The following is a 17,063-nucleotide window of genomic DNA, read 5'->3' on the forward strand; positions in this document are numbered from 1 at the left end:
ATTATGATATCGTCTTATAGGCTGTCACCATGCCAAAACCACGCCCTCCTTATCTTCTCAAAGAAATCACACGCCATGGCAAAATCATATGGTATGTACGCATTGGTCATGGGAAACGTATTAGAATACGTGGAACCTATGGAACACAAGAGTTTGTTGACAACTACAAAATGGCAATTGCCGAATTACAAGGACTTATACTCCCAAAATCTAAAACCGGTAAACTTACTGAAGGGTCATTTGCATGGCTGCTTAAACAGTATTTTAATAGCGCCAATTGGCATAACCTTGCTAAAGCTACAAAAAAACAAAGAGAACCCCTTCTTATGAAGGTATGCGATAGTATAGGAAACATTCCATACCAAGCAATTGAGAAAAAACATATCATAGCTGGTGTTGAACGGCGTAAAGAAACACCAGCAATGGCTAGAGACTTTTTAAAAACACTCAATGGACTTTTTAAATGGGCAATTGAACAAGATCTTTTAGAAAATAATCCAGCTTTAGGGATAAAAACACCCTCTTTAAAAAACAAAGGCGGTTTTCCTGTTTGGACAGAAGAAGATGTTGAGAAATATTACCAACGCTGGTCGCATGGTACTCATGAACGTGTCTGGATTGATGTCCTTTTGTATACGGGGTTGCGTCGTGGTGATGCCGTTCGCATCGGTTGGAAAGATGTAAAAGATAATATTATTCATCTTAAAACAGAAAAAAGCCAATTTAAAACAGATGTTTTTCTTCCTATTTTACCAGAATTAGCAGAGACACTTAAAATTGGTCCTGTTGGGAAAGAAACATTCATCTGTAGTAAACGCCGAGAAAAATTAGCCAAAGATAGCTTCGGAGTTTTATTTTATAATGCATGTACCAAGGCGGGTATCAAAAAATCAGCACACGGATTGAGAAAATTAGCAGCAACACGCGCCGCTAATTCTGGTGCAACAGTATCGCAATTGAAAGCAATTTTTGGCTGGACAGATGACAATATGGCATCTCTTTACACAAAGAGCGCAGACCGTAAAAGATTAGCAGTAGAAGCGATAAAAAAGCTCCAAAAAAGTTAGGGTTAGAGGCAAAAAAACGTAATAGAATCAAGACTCACCAATTCCCTTACTTATACAGTAACTTATTAATTTAATTTTTATTTATTTTGGTACATGTAAGTGATAAAAATATACCTGTACCTCCCAGATTTTGATGCCCATAAATATTGACAAATACGCACATTTCACACACCATTCTCCCTTTGAAAACAACCATGCCTACAAGGAATATTTATGAATCCTATCACCCACCCCATCCTTGCAAAAAATCTATCTGCTTTACATATACACGGGATACGACATGGTTTTTTCACACGCCAATGCGGTATTTCAAAAAGTCTCTCTCAAAGCCTTAATGTTGAAGAACATTCAAATGATCAATCTGCACATATCGCACGAAATCGCATTTTAATCGCCAATTACTTTAATGTTGAGGCAGACAATTTAGTCACTGTCAATCAAATACACTCTTGTGACGTTGTCGTAGTGAATCAAGCTTTTATTAATAAACCTCCTAAAGCGGATGCTCTCGTTACGACCACACCAAAACTCGTCATCGGCATTCTTACAGCAGATTGTGGACCAATTTTATTTGCTGATCCACAAGCTGGTGTCATCGCCGCAGCACATGCTGGCTGGCGAGGTAGCTTAAAGGGAATTATAGAAAAAACCATTACCGTTATGGAAGAGCAAGGAGCTAAAAGACCATCGATAACAGCAGTTCTTGGCCCTTGTATTGGTCCTTGCCACTATGAAGTAACAGAGGAATTTTACTACCAATTTATCGACTCCCAGAGTAAATTCCAAAAATATTTTGTAAAAACAGAGAACGTCAATCACTTTTACTTTAATCTATGGGCATTCATTATGAATCAACTCAAAGAAGCAGGCGTTAGTGCTTCCTGTGTGGAACTTTGCACCTACCAAGATGAACAGCGTTTTTTCTCTTATCGGCGTGCAACACTCCGAAATGAACCAGATGATGGACGACAATTTTCTGCTATTATGTTGAATGGATAAAATGAGTTTTTTACACCTTAAAAAGAATAGCAAAACTGCAAAACAAATTTTTTTCACAATGAAATAAAAAACACTCTCAAATACTGTACTTTTTATTAAACAAGCTTGCTTAACGTACAAAATGTGAAGCGTTTGACTATTCTTCTTTCCAAGATTTACTTAATAATGAAATTTAAGGCAAACTCTTTTAACATGAACTCTGCTTCATTCCTTTTATAGAGAAAACAATACGCATATTGTTTTAGAGAATAAGAGAAAAGAGTTTAATCAATCTATTTCTTTACCTTATGCTCAAAAAACTTTGCTCTAAAAGCAATAAAATTTTGGAAAAAGAAAAAACAAAACACAGAGCTCTTTAATAATAAGAGATAAAATTGTAACATTTTTATAATTGTTTTCTTGCAATCTGATAATAAAAAGTTAAAAAGCCTTATCATACTCTACCGTGACGACTCAGAGGTCCTACTATGAAGCTTTTCTGTGGCAATTCCAATCCACGTCTTGCTGAAGATGTTACAAATTACTTAAATATTCCTTTAGGTAAAGCAACCGTGAAACGCTTTGCTGATCAAGAAATTTTCGTAGAATTACATGAAAATGTTCGTGGACAAGATGTGTTTGTTTTACAATCCACATCCTATCCTGCAAACGATCATTTGATGGAATTACTTATCATGATTGATGCGCTTCGCCGTTCTTCGGCACGACGTATCACTGCTGTCATCCCCTATTTTGGTTACGCTCGCCAAGATCGTAAACCTGGACCACGCACCCCGATTTCTGCAAAACTTGTTGCCAACCTGATTACCGAAGCAGGAGCCCATCGTGTTTTAACATTGGATCTTCATGCCGGACAAATTCAAGGTTTTTTTGATATTCCAACGGATAATCTCTATGCTGTTCCGGTTATTTCTCGAGATGTCAAAATGCATTACTCTCTTGAAAATGTTATTGTTGTTTCACCAGATGTTGGGGGTGTTGTACGCGCACGCTCTCTTGCCAAGCGCTTGAACAGTTTGCTGGCTATCGTTGATAAACGTCGGGAGCGTCCCGGTGAATCAGAGGTTATGAATATTATTGGAGATGTCTCAGGAAAAGATTGTCTTTTGCTCGATGATATTGTTGATTCAGGTGGAACATTATGCAATGCAGCAAGTGCTCTCCTTAAACACGGTGCAAGTAGTGTGACCTCTTATATCACCCACGGTGTTCTTTCTGGAAATGCCATTGAGCGTATTACCAAGTCAGAGATGAAAGAATTGGTTATTACGGATTCCATTATGCCAACAGAAGCAATAGAGAAAGCACACAATATTCGTGTTTTACCAATCGCTGACCTGATTGGCGAAGCAATCGCAAGAACAGCGGCAGAACAATCTGTCTCAAGCCTATTTGGTTAAAGGGGGACTTTGGGATCTCCTGGTGCTGTTTCCACACCAAACTCAGGAAAAGCTATAATACGCTGACCATCAAAATGTGTATGGATAACAATAAAACCGCGTTCTTCAAAATAACTTAAGAGACGACGTGCACGACTTAAAGAATGAGTTCCATAAAGGCGTGCTAAAAATGCATCCGATGGACAGGGTTTTCGGCTCAAAGCAGCCTGTGCTACATGCAAAAAAACACCTTGAACATCATCTTCCAAACTTTCCGATAGCTGCAAAAGGCGTTTCCAGCTTTCACTAACAGCGGTTTGTTCGTCAACACAAGCTTGGGCAACAGCCAATTTGCGCCGAAACTGCGAAAGGTTTAAAGGATCTCCTGAAAGACCATGAATACGGCAACGAACCAAGAAATCTTGATAAAGTAGAGCTGTAGAGCGATAGAATGCCTCAGGATCATCAAGAATTTCCCGAAGAACATCTTCTATTTGACTCTCTTGCTCCACCACTGCAAGTTCAGGAAATAAGCTCGGATTTTCTTCCAACAACTCTTGTTTTTTATGCACAGCCTCTTCTAATATTGCATGAATTGATTTTTCTCGCGCTGGTTCTCGTGATTGTTTAAAGGGAATTAAAATTTCCTCTGGCGAAGCAGTAAAAACAAGTTCCTTTGCATCCATTCGCTCTGTTGGAAGTGGCATTAATTTGGGACTAGAAGAACGTGCCAATGTTTCAACGGGACCAATTATAATCCGTAAAGAACGTCGTGATAAAGCAGGTCCTAAAGCTATAAAGTGCCCTCGCTCAAGATCTCTAAACATTTCTGCTTGACGGCGTTCCATTCCCAAAAGATCAGCGGCACGCACCATATCAATATCTAAAAAAGTTCGCCCCATTAAAAAATTTGATGCCTCAGCAGCAACGTTTTTAGCAAGCTTAGCCAAACGCTGTGTCGCAATAACACCAGCAAGCCCCCGTTTGCGCCCTCGACACATAAGATTGGTCATAGCACTCAGTGAAATTTTACGTGCTTCATCAGAAACTTCTCCTGCTGCTGCTGGAGCAAACACTTGTGCTTCATCAACAACAACAAGCATAGGATACCAATAATTACGCTCCACATCAAACAATGCACCAAGGAAAGCGCCCACAGCGCGCATCTGTTGTTCCGTATCTAACCCCTCCAGGTTGAACACTACCGAAACCCGATGTTGGCGAATGCGATGAGCAATACGCGTCAATTCCAATTCGCTGCGCTGTGCTTCAACAATAACATGACCGAATTTATCTGCCAAAGTAACAAAATCGCCTTCTGGATCAATCACACAATGTTGCACCCATGCAGCACTTTGTTCAAGAAGACGTCGCAGAAGATATGATTTTCCTGAACCAGAATTGCCTTGTACCAAAAGACGTGTCGCCAATAATTCTTCCAAATCAATACATGCTGGTACGGATTTACGCAAAGCATTACATTCTGCTGTCTCACCCAAGGCGATTTCAACTTTCATAACATCTCCAGTGTTTGCTTTTGAATATATCGGCTGATATTTATTCTCCAAATAAATCATGTTTGTAACATTTCCTTTTTTCTAACGGTAGAAATCATCGATTTTTCCCACAACTCTTGCATCTGTGTAGAGTTTGAATTATAGAACAAACTTCTGCGTAGACACCCTTGGAGGCAACGCAGAATGGAGCAATCGCTGTTGACTAGCGCATATCTTCATATTCATGCGAAAACTGTTGTTGGTTTTTGATGGATCTCCAATCATGTAAAAGGACTTAAATTATGAGCAAAAGCTATACTCTTAAGGCCGAAATACGCGAGCGGGTTGGTAAGGGGTCCTCCCGTGAACTTCGCCGTAACGGTCTCATTCCTGCTGTCATTTATGGTGAAAAACAACCACCTTTGGCAATCACAGTTCCCTATAAAGAAATTTTCTATAAAATTCACGCTGGTGGCTTTCGTACCACCGTTGCAACAATTGCAATTGGTAAAGAGAAAATTACAGTTCTCCCCAAAGATTACCAATTAGACCCGGTACGTGATTTTCCTCTCCATGTAGATTTCCTTCGTATTTCAGCGAAATCCGTTGTGGAAGTGAATATTCCTGTACACTTCCTCAATGAAGATACGGCTCCTGGGCTTAAAAGAGGAGGTGTTCTCAATATTGTGCGTCACGAAATTGAATGTACTGCTCCAGCAAATGCTATCCCCGAAGCAATTGAAATAGACCTTTCCAGCTATTCTATTGGTGATTCTATCCATATTTCAGCGGTGCAACTCCCAAAAGATGTTACCCCCGTCATTCAAGATCGAGACTTCACTATTGCAACCATCGCAGCTCCTGCTGGTATGGATGTCAGTGATGAAAGCTCCGAACAAGAAAATGGAAACGAAGAAAACGCATAAATTTTAGAAGGCGGGAAATTTCCCGCCTTAACTTAATAAGATATTGATTAACCTCTCATACTTTACTGCAGGCGCGCATGTGGCTTATTGCTGGTCTTGGAAATCCTGGTTTACAATACCAAAATAATCGCCATAATATCGGTTTCATGGCGATTGATGCGATTTACCAATCCTTGTCTTTTTCTCCATGGTCAAAAAAATTTCAAGCTGAAATCACCAATGGTCTCATAAATGGTGAAAAGATTTTTCTCCTAAAACCTCAAACTTTTATGAATCTTTCTGGCCAAGCTATTGGTGAAGCCTTGCGGTTTTATAAGGTTGATTTGAAAAATTTGATCATCATCTATGATGAGTTAGATTTATTACCAGGGGAGATCCGTATCAAAATCGGTGGAGGAAATAATGGACATAACGGTATAAAGTCTATCGATGCCCATTGCGGTGTTGACTATTGCCGTGTACGCTTAGGAATTGGACGCCCTCATTCTAAAGAGCTTGTCCACCAATATGTTCTAGGGAATTTCACAAAATCTGACCAAGAATGGTTATCTCTTCTCTTAGAGACAATTACAAAGAACATTGCTCTCCTTATAAAAGATGATAAATCTCTCTTTATCAATGAAATTTCACAAACAATGAGAAATAAAAACCTGCGATAATGGCGCTTTTCTGCGAAGACACATAAAAAATATCGCTTTATGAATCAGCCTTTTTGTGTCATTCTCACACGCAATTCCCTCTTTTTCAAAGGAAGAGGAGCAAACAGCAAGTCCAACCATTATCAAATCAAGCGCGAGTTAAATACGCCCTCAAAAATCCATCTGCATTAAAAAGAGACTATAGTGAATCATATTGACTTGATTCTTGACTTAAAATTCTAGAAGCACTCTCATTGTTTTACAACACCACGACACCACGCACCAACAGGAACACCCTCATTAAAGATTAAGCCACATGTTGATTAAAATGGCTTGTATTCTTTAAATTTAAAAGAATTCACTCGGATTAATGGTTGACTGTAGTGGATCAAAAGCTGCAGATTGTCGGCTGTAAACTTTTGCTCTCTGATTGTTTTGTAACACCACCACACGAGAGCCAACAGGAACACGGTCATAAAGGTCAATAATATCTTGATTGAGCAAACGAATACATCCACTTGAAATAGCACGGCCAATTGACCAAGATTCGTGGGAACCATGAATGCGAAACAATGTATCCTGTCCATTTTTGAAAAGATAAAGTGCTCGTGCCCCCAATGGATTATCAGGACCTGGTGGCATTCCTTGCCCCAAATGACCATAACGTTCTGGTTCTCTAGCCATCATTGCCACCGTAGGAGTCCAATTGGGCCATCGGCGCTTACGCTGTACAACCCCTTCACCTTCAAATGCTAAGCCTTCTTTCCCAACTCCAATACCGTAACGCAAAGCTCTTCCATTTTCACCAATAAGGTAAAGGAAACACTCCTGCGTATCTATAACCAGTGTCCCAGGAGGATAAGAAGTATAATAAATGACCCTTTGACGCCAAAATTTGGGATCAATTGTCGCAAGATCAACAGCGGGCAATAAGTAAGGCTCATTCGTTATAGGACCATACAAAGCCTGCATTTCTGCTGGAATATACTTCATTTGTTGAGAAGAACCCAACGATACATTTGACTTGTGCGTAGCACATCCAACCAAAGCCAAAGGTGCTGCAATTAAAAAGGCACGACGCGATAACACTCTTCTATTTTCTCCAATTAATTCTCATGTAGACTTGCATACTATGAAAAACTTAGCACATTGTTAACGTTAATTTAAAATTCTCTTACCCATTAAAGTAGAAAGTTTTTCAATATGTTGAAAAAAACAAATTGTTTTTTCAACATAGACTTTTTCCTTATCTACAGCAACAAGAGACTATAACTCTTCTCAAAATATGCTATAAAACGCTCAATAAGCTTTATATTAATCATAAAATCAACAGAAAAGAAGACAAACTCATGGGTTTTAAATGCGGTATTGTGGGATTGCCTAATGTTGGGAAATCCACTCTTTTTAATGCACTCACAAAAACAGCCACGGCACAAGCTGCCAATTATCCTTTTTGTACCATTGAACCCAATACTGGTGAAGTTGCTGTTCCAGATTTGCGGATGGAAAAAATTGCTGCCATTGCTGGCTCAAAAGAAATCATTCCCACACGCATCAGTTTTGTTGATATTGCTGGGCTTGTACGTGGCGCTTCAAAAGGGGAAGGTTTGGGCAATAAATTTTTAGCCAATATCCGTGAAGTTGATGCTATTATTCATGTATTACGCTGTTTCCAAGATGAAGATATTACCCATGTAGAAGGACGCATTGATCCCATTTCTGATGCCACAACCGTTGAAACAGAACTTATGCTCGCAGATCTTGAAAGTCTTGAGAGGCGCATCATACAAATTCGTAAACGTGCTACTGGAAAAGATAAAGAAGCTCTCTCAACTCTTCCCATGATGGAAGCAGCATTAAGTTTACTCCAAAAAGGAAATCCTGTCCGGTTATTACGCAAAGATATCTCTGCCGAAGAACACCACATCCTTGAGAGTTTAAATCTTCTCACTTCTAAACCCGTACTTTATGTGTGCAATGTAAGTGAAAATGATGCCGCTCGTGGGAATAACTTTACCCAAACGGTCGAAAAAATGGCAACAGAGCAAAGTGCTCAAAGCATTATCATTTCTGCTTCCATTGAAGCTGAAATTACCCAACTCAATGACGCAGAGGCTTCAGAGTACCTTAATGCCCTAGGGCTCTTTGAACCAAGTCTAAACCGCCTCATTCGCGCTGGTTACTCTTTGCTTGACCTCATTACTTATTTCACCTGTGGCCCTAAGGAAACACGAGCGTGGACAATCACACGCGGCACGAAAGCACCTCAAGCAGCGGGGGTTATCCACTCAGATTTTGAACGTGGCTTTATCCGCGCTCAAACCATCAGCTACGAGGATTATATTGCTTTAGGAGGAGAAAACGGCGCAAAAGAAGCAGGTAAAGCCCGCGATGAAGGTAAAGAATACATTGTACAAGACGGCGATATTATGTTGTTTAAACATAATACCTAAATTCGCTTCATCTCAATATCTTACATCTACTAAAGAAATAACAATGACCTTTTATGATCAACAATACGTCGTTTTATAAATCTTTTTAAGATGAAGAACGTGAAATAAAGAGAGGAATAAGCTTTTCATTCCCCTTCCTCTCTTATGGTTTCTCTAATGTATGAAGAATTAAGTATCCGATTTGAGGTATTTTTAGCTACCCTAAATCTCCAAAGTACTTTTCTTCCAAATAAATTAAAAACATTCGTTTCCTGCACCGTCATAATCATTAAGCTTTAATCTTAATTTGCCTTTGATATCTTTAAGAAACTGCAAAAACTTTTTGCTTAAAATTTTTCTTCCCTTCAAAAGATCTGTAAAAAAACAGTGCCATCATATATTATGACAGCAACTGTTCTAACCGTAGAGAATGGAAATATAAAATTAGCGTGCCCAACGTCCTTCGTATTTAAATGTTGGAGCTTCCTTTAAAGAATCCTTTGTCGCATTGGTGATAAGTTTCCACTTACCATAATCATTTGTCATCTGGATTGTTTCTGGAGAAACGACTACATAACTCTCCCCTATACCAAGGAACCCACCAACAGCAATAACAAATCCTGCAATGTTATTTTCACGCAAAATAATATCTTTTACTTCACCAATATTTTCGTTTTCTATATTGTATACATCTGCACCAATAAGACTCGAAGCAACAAAATCCGTTGCTAAAGGTGTAACATAACGCACAGACATATCTGATCCCACCTGTACGGTGCCCATCGACGAAATCATTTCAGCTTTAGAAGGCACTTCGAAAGACTGAGCGTAAGTACTAGAAACCATCAAAACTGATATAAGAGCAGTATAGGCAATTTTTTTCATTTTAACATCTCCATTTTTACTTTGCTTTTACTTTATAAAGTGTCAATGCATCATAATCAGATTTGTTCCCTAAACTCTTTATACTCTTTTAAGACCATTAATCCTAATATTTTTTCTTTTCAGTCTTTCGTCTTCTCCAGTTTTTCTTCTAAATCACGCCAAATACGAGTTTTTAAAATATAAACAAGCCCCCCAAAAATGATTAAAAATAAAATAACACGAAAACCGGTTTTTTTCCGAATTTCCATATGAGGATCAGCAGCCCACATCAAAAAAGCAGAAACATCACGCGCATAATGTTTAACAGTTTCTGGAGTTCCATCTTCATAAGACACAACACCATCATTCAACGGAGGCGCCATAGTCAAAGAATTTCCGGCAATAAAATAGGGATTATACCAAGAACCATTAGCAATTTCTGTATTTTCTGGAGCCTCCTGATATCCTGTTAAAAGAGCTGTAATATAATCTGGACCAGCAGTATTATAGTGCGTTAACACATCAGTAATCAAAGTAGAAAACGGCAAAGATACGGCGCGCGCCCGTGCCATCAGTGATAAATCCGGAGGATAAGCGCCATGAAGAATCCCCCTTGCTTCTTCTTTATGAGCAAAGGGAGAAGGAAAATGATCTGTTATAACCCCGGCGCGCTTAAAAAACTTTCCTTCTCGATTAGGACCATCGCTCACCTGATATTGCCCCGCCAAAGCTTTAATCTGCTCTTGATCATAGCCTAGAGCCTTTAAATCGCGAAAAGCTAAATATTTTAACCCATGGCAACTAGCACAAACCTGCTTATAAACCTTTAATCCACGCCGCAATTGTGCTTGATCATAAACCCCAAATGGTCCTGAAAAACTCCATTCCTGTCTTTTAGGAGCACGTAAGGGGAAAGAAACAAATTCCTCCTCTTTATCAGAAAAAGTACCCGCCAAACTGTGAAAAGAAAAACCTATCACAGCGACAACAATCAATCTGATAAAAGCTTTTACCATAGTTTATTTTTTTTCTTTTTCATATCTTCAGTAATGGAAGAAGGAAGAGGACGCCCCTTTTCAAAAAGAGGGAGGAGTGGCAAAATAATTAAAAAGAATATAAAATAATAAGCGGTCGCCAATTGCGTCCATAAAATAACACTATCATTGATTTCTCTTGAACCTAGATAGCCAAGAAAGACAACATCAGCAATGAATACCCAAAAGAAAATTTTATAAACAGGTCGATATCTTGCGGAGCATATTGGAGAGCGATCTAACCATGGAACACAAATCAACACAAAAACCGAACCGGCTAAGAGAATAACCCCCAAAAAAGTTGATGAAAGAGCACCAATATTAAAAGTTATGGCACGCAGTATAGCATAAAAAGGCAAAAAATACCACTCCGGCACCACACGAAGAGGCGCCTTTAAAGGATCAGCAACGTCATAATTTTCAGCCTGTCCCATATAATCAGGCATATAAAACAAAAACCAAGCAAAAAAGATCAGAAAAACAGTAATAGCAAAAATATCTTTGATAAGCGCATAAGGTGCAAAAGGAACAGTTTCCTCATCCGATTGTACTGCAAGACCGGTCGGATTACCCTGTCCAACTTGGTGAATTGCAAAAATATGAAGCCCTACTAAAAAAAGTAACACAAAGGACAAAAGATAATGGAGCACATAAAAACGGTTCAATGCCGCCTGTCCCACGCTATAACCACCAAGCAATGTCTCATGCAACCATGTTCCTACCAAAGGAATAGCTTTGAAAAAGCCAGCAACCACTGAAGCAGCAGAAACAGACATCATCCCCCAAACCAGTACATAACCAAAAAATGCTATTGCCATCATAGTGATATAGATAAACATGCCTGTAACCCAAACCATTTCGCGCATATTTTTATAAGAACCATAATAAAGCCCACGTGCTACATGGATATAAACAGCAATAAAAAAGAACGATGATCCAACACTATGCCATGGACGAAAAAGCCAACCAAACTGCCCTTCCCGCCTAAAGCGTTCACCCGTTTCAAAAGCCAAATGAACATCTGGTACATAATGCATCGATAATACAAGCCCCGTCAAAAGCTGTGATAAAAGCATAACGGTCAAAATACCGCCGAATGTATAAAAATAATTAAGATTACGCGGTACAGGAAAAATAACAAATGCATTGTAAAAAAAGCGAGGGAAAGGCAAACGTTTATCAAACCAACGAGCAAGAGCAGTTTTAGGAAAATAGGGAGGAAATTTTGCCATCACTTTATCCTATTTTCAGTAAAGTATCAGAAAGAAATCGATAAGGTGGGATAGCAAGATTATAGTTAGCAGGGCCTGATCGCACTCTTCCAGCTGTATCATAAATAGACCCATGACAAGGACATAACCACCCGCCAAATCGCCCCGATTGGCCAAGTGTTACACAACCAAGATGCGTACAAAGATTAATGAGAATAAGCCAATTCTCACGCCCCTCGCCTGCTGAACGGGCTAAATCCGTTGCTTCCTCTTCACCTTCAAGATTAGGATTGCGTGCCTGACGATCTCTGAGAAGACTCAATTTGGTAGCACGCGCCTCAGCAATTTCTTTTGCAGTTCGGTTACGAATAACAACAGGCTGTCCACGCCATTGAACCGTCACCGACATGCCCTCTTCAATACCAGAAAGGTCAACCTCAATAGAGGAAGAGGCTAAAACAGCTTCATCTGGACGCAACTGACGGATAAAAGGCCACATGACAGCACCTATCCCAACTGCTCCTGTAACACCTGTTAATAAAAACAGGAAATCCCGCCTCGTCTGCTCGCTCATTATCTTAACTAAAGAGTACTCCCTAAAACAGTTTCTCCCATCCCCGCCCTTATGATACAATCCTCAGTTATTTAAACCATAAAAAAACATTTCAGAAAAGACTTCTCATCATTTGTGTAATTTGTTCTCTTCTTATCTTTTCTCTCTCAACTCAGTGGTAACAAATCATAATCTCCCTCTGCTACCTCCTCTCTTCACTAAGCCTTTATCTCTCCTACGACTTATATTCCCATACTGAAGTTTTTCTGTTCACCGCTCCAATGTAACTTAAAGAAAAGTGATACCAACCACAATATATTCTCTGCTCTCGCATTACCACTTATTGTAAAGCCTCTTATTTATTAAACTTTAACATTTCAGTGTCTCAAAAATTCAAACAACAGCAAAATCTTTGTCATGAAGAAACAATTGATACACAGCCCCTCTCAAGCCAAGCTGTACAAAGAAAACGCAATTTTACATTCAATAGGCGACCTCTTTCATCGAACTTATATAACAGTTGATATTGTTTTAAAAAGCGATGCATGTTTGATAATCGATACAATCACACAAGTCCTCTTGATTAATAATGGATGCGCCGCTTTGATAAGTGTTTCAAAAAAAACTGCACGAACACAACAGTCCTAAAAAAATCTTTTGATAAAATCTGCTCTTATAAAGAGCAACATTTGTCGTGAAACTTTTTGAACAATGATCACCTCTCACAGTTCATACTTGATTCCTCTTATCATAAACTTGGGTACACCCGCCTTAAAATCCAAAAGAAATAACAGCCAAACACTAAAACCACCTGCTCGCAATGATATTTTTCGAATAAGCTATAGAGCTTCTTTACAAATACGAAGAAAAAATCCTACTACATAAAACATGACACTTCATATTGCGCTTTTTCAACCTGATATTGCTGGTAATACTGGAACAATTTTGCGCCTTAGCGCCTGTTTTGGTTTACGTGTTCATATTATTGAACCAGCCGGCTTTAACTTATCCGATCGTAATCTTAAGCGCGCGGGCTTAGATTATCTCGAATATGCCTCGCTGGAACGCCATATTGATTGGCAACATTTCATCAACACCATGAGACACTTTAAGCGTCGTCTTTTGCTTTTGAGCACAAAGGCAGAAACATGCTACACACAGATACACTATCAAAAAAATGATGTTTTACTTTTTGGTCGTGAATCAGCAGGCGTTCCTGATTATGTTCATAAAGCCGTTGATTGCACATTAAAAATTCCCATGCAACCACACGCACGCTCTTTAAATCTGGCTGTGAGTGTGGCCATAACAACAGGAGAAGCACTTCGCCAAATTGGTTATTATGAAAAGGGAGAAACTTAACAAAGAAAATACAAAAATCTCCGTAAGGGATTCAATATATTGATGAAATCACAATAGTCTACACAAGATCAATGATTATCAAAAAAGTGAAAGCGCGCCATCTTTCTAGAATCTTACAATGCCACTAAAATCTTATATTTTTCAATATGCTTCTGGAATAAGTTTAAAAACACCTTTATAAATCATTGGGGAAAATCATATTCATCAAACCAAATGATAAAGGAAATTATTCAATCTCCTCCTCGTAAAGAACAAGGTGTTTATCAGTACCAGTCTATCATGAAGAATGATTACCCTTGGTGGATTTTTCTTGGCTCCCAACTTATATGTTTATCCCATAGACGCCAACGACAGTCCCTGAATATTGTACTCAACTTCATGAGTGACACAACAAACAACTGAAATAAAACCTTAGGCAAAACTATATCTTTAATGCGCAATAAATGCGTCTTACATCACTGTCTTGATAAGATTTATGACACGACAAATAACACTCTCTCACATCATTTTTGCTATCAACAACCAATTCATTATAAAAGAAAAGATAAAAGGATGTTAAAAAAATGAATATTATAAATTAATTTTTTCTAATAATGCATTACGATCCATAAGAAATCCGCTTTCAATCCATATCATTTCAAGCTCTTTGAGCTTTTTTCCTAAAAGAACACCTTTAGAAAAACCTTTCTGGATCAAATCCTTACCATTCACAGGAAAAGTAGGAATCTGCCACCTTTGAGCAAGCTGATAAAGCCTGACATAATCTTCTGTTTTTTGTAAAGCTTGGCTTTTCTCCGAAGCATCAACATATGATGAAGCAATAGACAAAGACAACTGATCTAAAACAGACTGCTGACCATGTAAATAAAGCAGTTTTTGTAAAAAAAACTCTGAACAGTTTTGGGCAATCCTCTCCAACTGTGCCCATTCTTTTAACCGCGTTGTTTCCTTATGGGATAAACGCAAACGCTTTGCCATTTCATGAAGACGCACAGAATCAGGAGGGAGCAGACTTTCTAGCCGTAACAACGGATCAACTTTCCAGCCAAGAGCCTGTTCTGTTTTCACCAATGCGTGTACCACATCAATGCCCCACTTTTCTGTTTCAGGAAAAATACGTGTCAAAATGCCACTTTGGCGCATCCATAAAAGAGCACGCGTTGGATCTAAAGCAGCGAGCAATTTTTTCATTTCTCCCCAAATGCGCTCCGATGAAAGCTTATGCAAACCATCTTTTAAACGCACACATGCCTTCAAGCCTTCCACATCAGGTCGCCCCATACCATACCAAGCAAAAAAGCGAAAAAACCGCAAAATACGTAAATAATCTTCGCGAATACGATTTTCTGCAATGCCGATAAAGCGCACTGTCTGGCTGGCAATATCATTCAAGCCTCCCACATCATCATAAAGGTTGCCAGCAGCATCACAATAAAGCGCGTTAATGGTAAAATCCCGCCGTTCCGCATCTTTTTTCCAATCACGACCGAATGCCACTTTCGCATGACGACCATCTGTTTCAATATCAGAGCGAAGCGTTGTTACCTCATAGGAACATGACTGAGAAACCACCGTCACTGTACCAAACGCAACACCTGTAGGAACAGCTCTAAATCCTGCTTCTTCTACGCGTGTTATAATCTGCTGTGGTAAACAAGTTGTAGCAATATCAATATCACAAATAGGTTGCCCTAACAGCTGATTGCGCACTGCCCCGCCCACAATACGTGCCTCTTCACCATCCAAAGATAAAATGCGAAGAAGCATTTGGATATCATGATGTTGCAACCATTCAACTTGTTTGAAATCTTGTCTAATGCTCAACCTTTTAACCTTTCAAAAAATTGTCTTCTTTGCTTTAAACAGATATTTTCTGGAGAATACTATTTTCCATATATTCCTTACACAACACACTTGTTTGTTTCAAATAGATCACTCTACATATGTGCGAAGATAAAAAAACAATATATTACCCTTCTTTTCTTCGCATTTTCTGCTACAAATCATAAAATATTCATTATCATACAGAGAAAATTATCGATTTTGCCACAAATGCCTTAAGGAAGAAACATGAGTCAACATGATACATCAGCCAGTTCTATGAAAAAGGCCAATATCAACAATGAAGCCCAAGCGGTTATTGATGATATTGATAACGTGCACAAAGAATTGGATATTCTACAACAAGAAATTGACAAAGTTATTTTTGGGCAAAATCATGTGATTGAATATGCTTTGATCACTATTTTTGCTGGTGGACACGCTCTTCTTGTGGGAGCTCCAGGGCTTGCAAAAACGCGTCTTGTTGCAACTCTAGCAACAGTATTAGGGCTTGATGAAAAACGCATCCAATTTACCCCTGATCTCATGCCATCGGATATTATAGGCTCTGAGATTATGGATTCCGATAAGAGTGGTAAACGTTCTTTCCGCTACCTTCAAGGACCTATTTTTACCCAACTTCTAATGGCTGATGAAATTAATCGAGCCTCTCCACGCACGCAATCAGCTCTTTTACAAGCTATGCAAGAATATCATGTCACCGTTGCAGGTCAGCGTTATGATTTGCCACAACCTTTTCATGTGCTTGCAACCCAAAACCCTCTCGAACAGGAAGGGACTTACCCGCTTCCTGAAGCACAACTAGACCGCTTTTTGATGCAAATTAATATTGACTATCCTGATCTTATGACAGAACGGCGTATTATTTTAGAAACAACAAGAGAGAAAAATCAGAATATAAAACCGATTTTGTCAACGCAAAAACTGCAAAAAATTCAAAAGATTGTTCGGAAAATACCGCTTTCAGAAAATGTTATAGAAGCCATTTTAAAAATCGTTCGTTCGGCTCGCCCTCATAAAGATAACAGCCTTGCAAACACTTATGTTACTTGGGGACCTGGTCCACGTGCATCACAGGCACTTTCTCTTTGTGTACGCGCCCGTGCACTTTATTATGGGCGTTTAGCCCCCTCTCTTGATGACGTTGAAGCACTAGCCTATCCCGTATTACAACACCGCATGGCACTCAATTTTTCTGCAAGTGCCGAAGATATAACCATAAAAGATATTATCAACAATCTTGTGAAAGACGCTCTTTAA

15 protein-coding genes are annotated in these 17,063 nt (G+C 39.0%); 8 read left to right on the top strand and 7 right to left on the bottom strand.

The features are described 5' to 3' along the window. Positions 1-29 precede the first annotated feature (29 nt). From PVV69_RS06475 to PVV69_RS06485, 3 genes are all read left to right on the top strand, one after another. Entirely contained in the window at positions 30-1,067 is a 1,038-nt protein-coding gene (locus PVV69_RS06475; RefSeq protein ID WP_273721793.1) for a tyrosine-type recombinase/integrase, read from the top strand. Between the two features lie 213 nt (positions 1,068-1,280). Continuing rightward, complete coding sequence (pgeF, locus tag PVV69_RS06480) at positions 1,281-2,066, top strand: peptidoglycan editing factor PgeF (protein ID WP_273756903.1); 786 nt, start codon at positions 1,281-1,283, stop codon at positions 2,064-2,066. A 467-nt stretch (positions 2,067-2,533) separates the two neighbouring features. Then, complete coding sequence (locus PVV69_RS06485; RefSeq protein WP_273719795.1) at positions 2,534-3,466, top strand: ribose-phosphate pyrophosphokinase; 933 nt, start codon at positions 2,534-2,536, stop codon at positions 3,464-3,466. On the opposite strand, the gene PVV69_RS06490 is transcribed toward PVV69_RS06485, so the two are convergent. Beyond that, positions 3,463-4,962 (bottom strand): ATP-binding protein, encoded by a 1,500-nt coding sequence (locus PVV69_RS06490; protein WP_273756904.1) that lies wholly within the window; start codon positions 4,960-4,962, stop codon positions 3,463-3,465. The genes PVV69_RS06485 and PVV69_RS06490 overlap by 4 nt on opposite strands. Before the next feature lie 281 nt (positions 4,963-5,243). Here PVV69_RS06490 and PVV69_RS06495 point away from each other — a divergent pair, with 281 nt between their 5' ends. After that, a complete protein-coding gene (locus PVV69_RS06495) occupies positions 5,244-5,867 on the top strand; it encodes a 50S ribosomal protein L25/general stress protein Ctc (protein WP_273719793.1) in 624 nt (207 codons plus the stop codon). Positions 5,868-5,944: 77 nt separating this feature from the next. Continuing rightward, on the top strand, positions 5,945-6,526 hold the full coding sequence (pth, locus tag PVV69_RS06500) for an aminoacyl-tRNA hydrolase (protein WP_273719792.1): 582 nt from the start codon (positions 5,945-5,947) through the stop codon (positions 6,524-6,526). 327 nt (positions 6,527-6,853) lie between these two features. Here pth and PVV69_RS06505 read toward each other — a convergent pair whose 3' ends face one another. Continuing rightward, positions 6,854-7,594 (bottom strand): L,D-transpeptidase, encoded by a 741-nt coding sequence (locus PVV69_RS06505; protein ID WP_273756905.1) that lies wholly within the window; start codon positions 7,592-7,594, stop codon positions 6,854-6,856. A gap of 260 nt (positions 7,595-7,854) precedes the next feature. Here PVV69_RS06505 and ychF point away from each other — a divergent pair, with 260 nt between their 5' ends. After that, positions 7,855-8,958, top strand: coding sequence for a redox-regulated ATPase YchF (ychF, locus tag PVV69_RS06510; protein WP_273756906.1), 1,104 nt, complete (start codon positions 7,855-7,857; stop codon positions 8,956-8,958). Positions 8,959-9,381: 423 nt separating this feature from the next. Here the strand turns inward: ychF and PVV69_RS06515 are convergent, their stop codons facing one another. The 4 genes from PVV69_RS06515 to petA form a co-directional block, all read right to left on the bottom strand. Then, complete coding sequence (locus PVV69_RS06515; RefSeq protein ID WP_273756907.1) at positions 9,382-9,822, bottom strand: PRC-barrel domain-containing protein; 441 nt, start codon at positions 9,820-9,822, stop codon at positions 9,382-9,384. 119 nt (positions 9,823-9,941) lie between these two features. After that, positions 9,942-10,817 (bottom strand): cytochrome c1, encoded by an 876-nt coding sequence (locus tag PVV69_RS06520; protein WP_273719788.1) that lies wholly within the window; start codon positions 10,815-10,817, stop codon positions 9,942-9,944. Then, positions 10,811-12,067: a cytochrome b N-terminal domain-containing protein gene (locus PVV69_RS06525; protein ID WP_273719787.1), complete on the bottom strand. Its 1,257-nt coding sequence runs from the start codon at positions 12,065-12,067 to the stop codon at positions 10,811-10,813. The genes PVV69_RS06520 and PVV69_RS06525 overlap by 7 nt, the downstream gene beginning before the upstream one ends. Positions 12,068-12,071: 4 nt before the next feature. Beyond that, positions 12,072-12,620, bottom strand: coding sequence for a ubiquinol-cytochrome c reductase iron-sulfur subunit (petA, locus tag PVV69_RS06530; RefSeq protein ID WP_273756908.1), 549 nt, complete (start codon positions 12,618-12,620; stop codon positions 12,072-12,074). Positions 12,621-13,487: 867 nt separating this feature from the next. Between petA and PVV69_RS06535 the strand changes: the two genes are divergently transcribed. Next, positions 13,488-13,961: a tRNA (cytidine(34)-2'-O)-methyltransferase gene (locus PVV69_RS06535; protein ID WP_273719785.1), complete on the top strand. Its 474-nt coding sequence runs from the start codon at positions 13,488-13,490 to the stop codon at positions 13,959-13,961. Positions 13,962-14,531: 570 nt separating this feature from the next. On the opposite strand, the gene PVV69_RS06540 is transcribed toward PVV69_RS06535, so the two are convergent. Beyond that, the gene (locus PVV69_RS06540) at positions 14,532-15,785 is read right to left on the bottom strand and encodes a CCA tRNA nucleotidyltransferase (protein WP_273756909.1); all 1,254 of its coding nucleotides are present in this window, start codon (positions 15,783-15,785) and stop codon (positions 14,532-14,534) included. 246 nt (positions 15,786-16,031) lie between these two features. Here PVV69_RS06540 and PVV69_RS06545 point away from each other — a divergent pair, with 246 nt between their 5' ends. Then, a complete protein-coding gene (locus PVV69_RS06545) occupies positions 16,032-17,063 on the top strand; it encodes a MoxR family ATPase (RefSeq protein ID WP_273756910.1) in 1,032 nt (343 codons plus the stop codon).

The organism is Bartonella sp. MM73XJBT (assembly GCF_028618465.1).
Taxonomy (GTDB): domain Bacteria; phylum Pseudomonadota; class Alphaproteobacteria; order Rhizobiales; family Rhizobiaceae; genus Bartonella.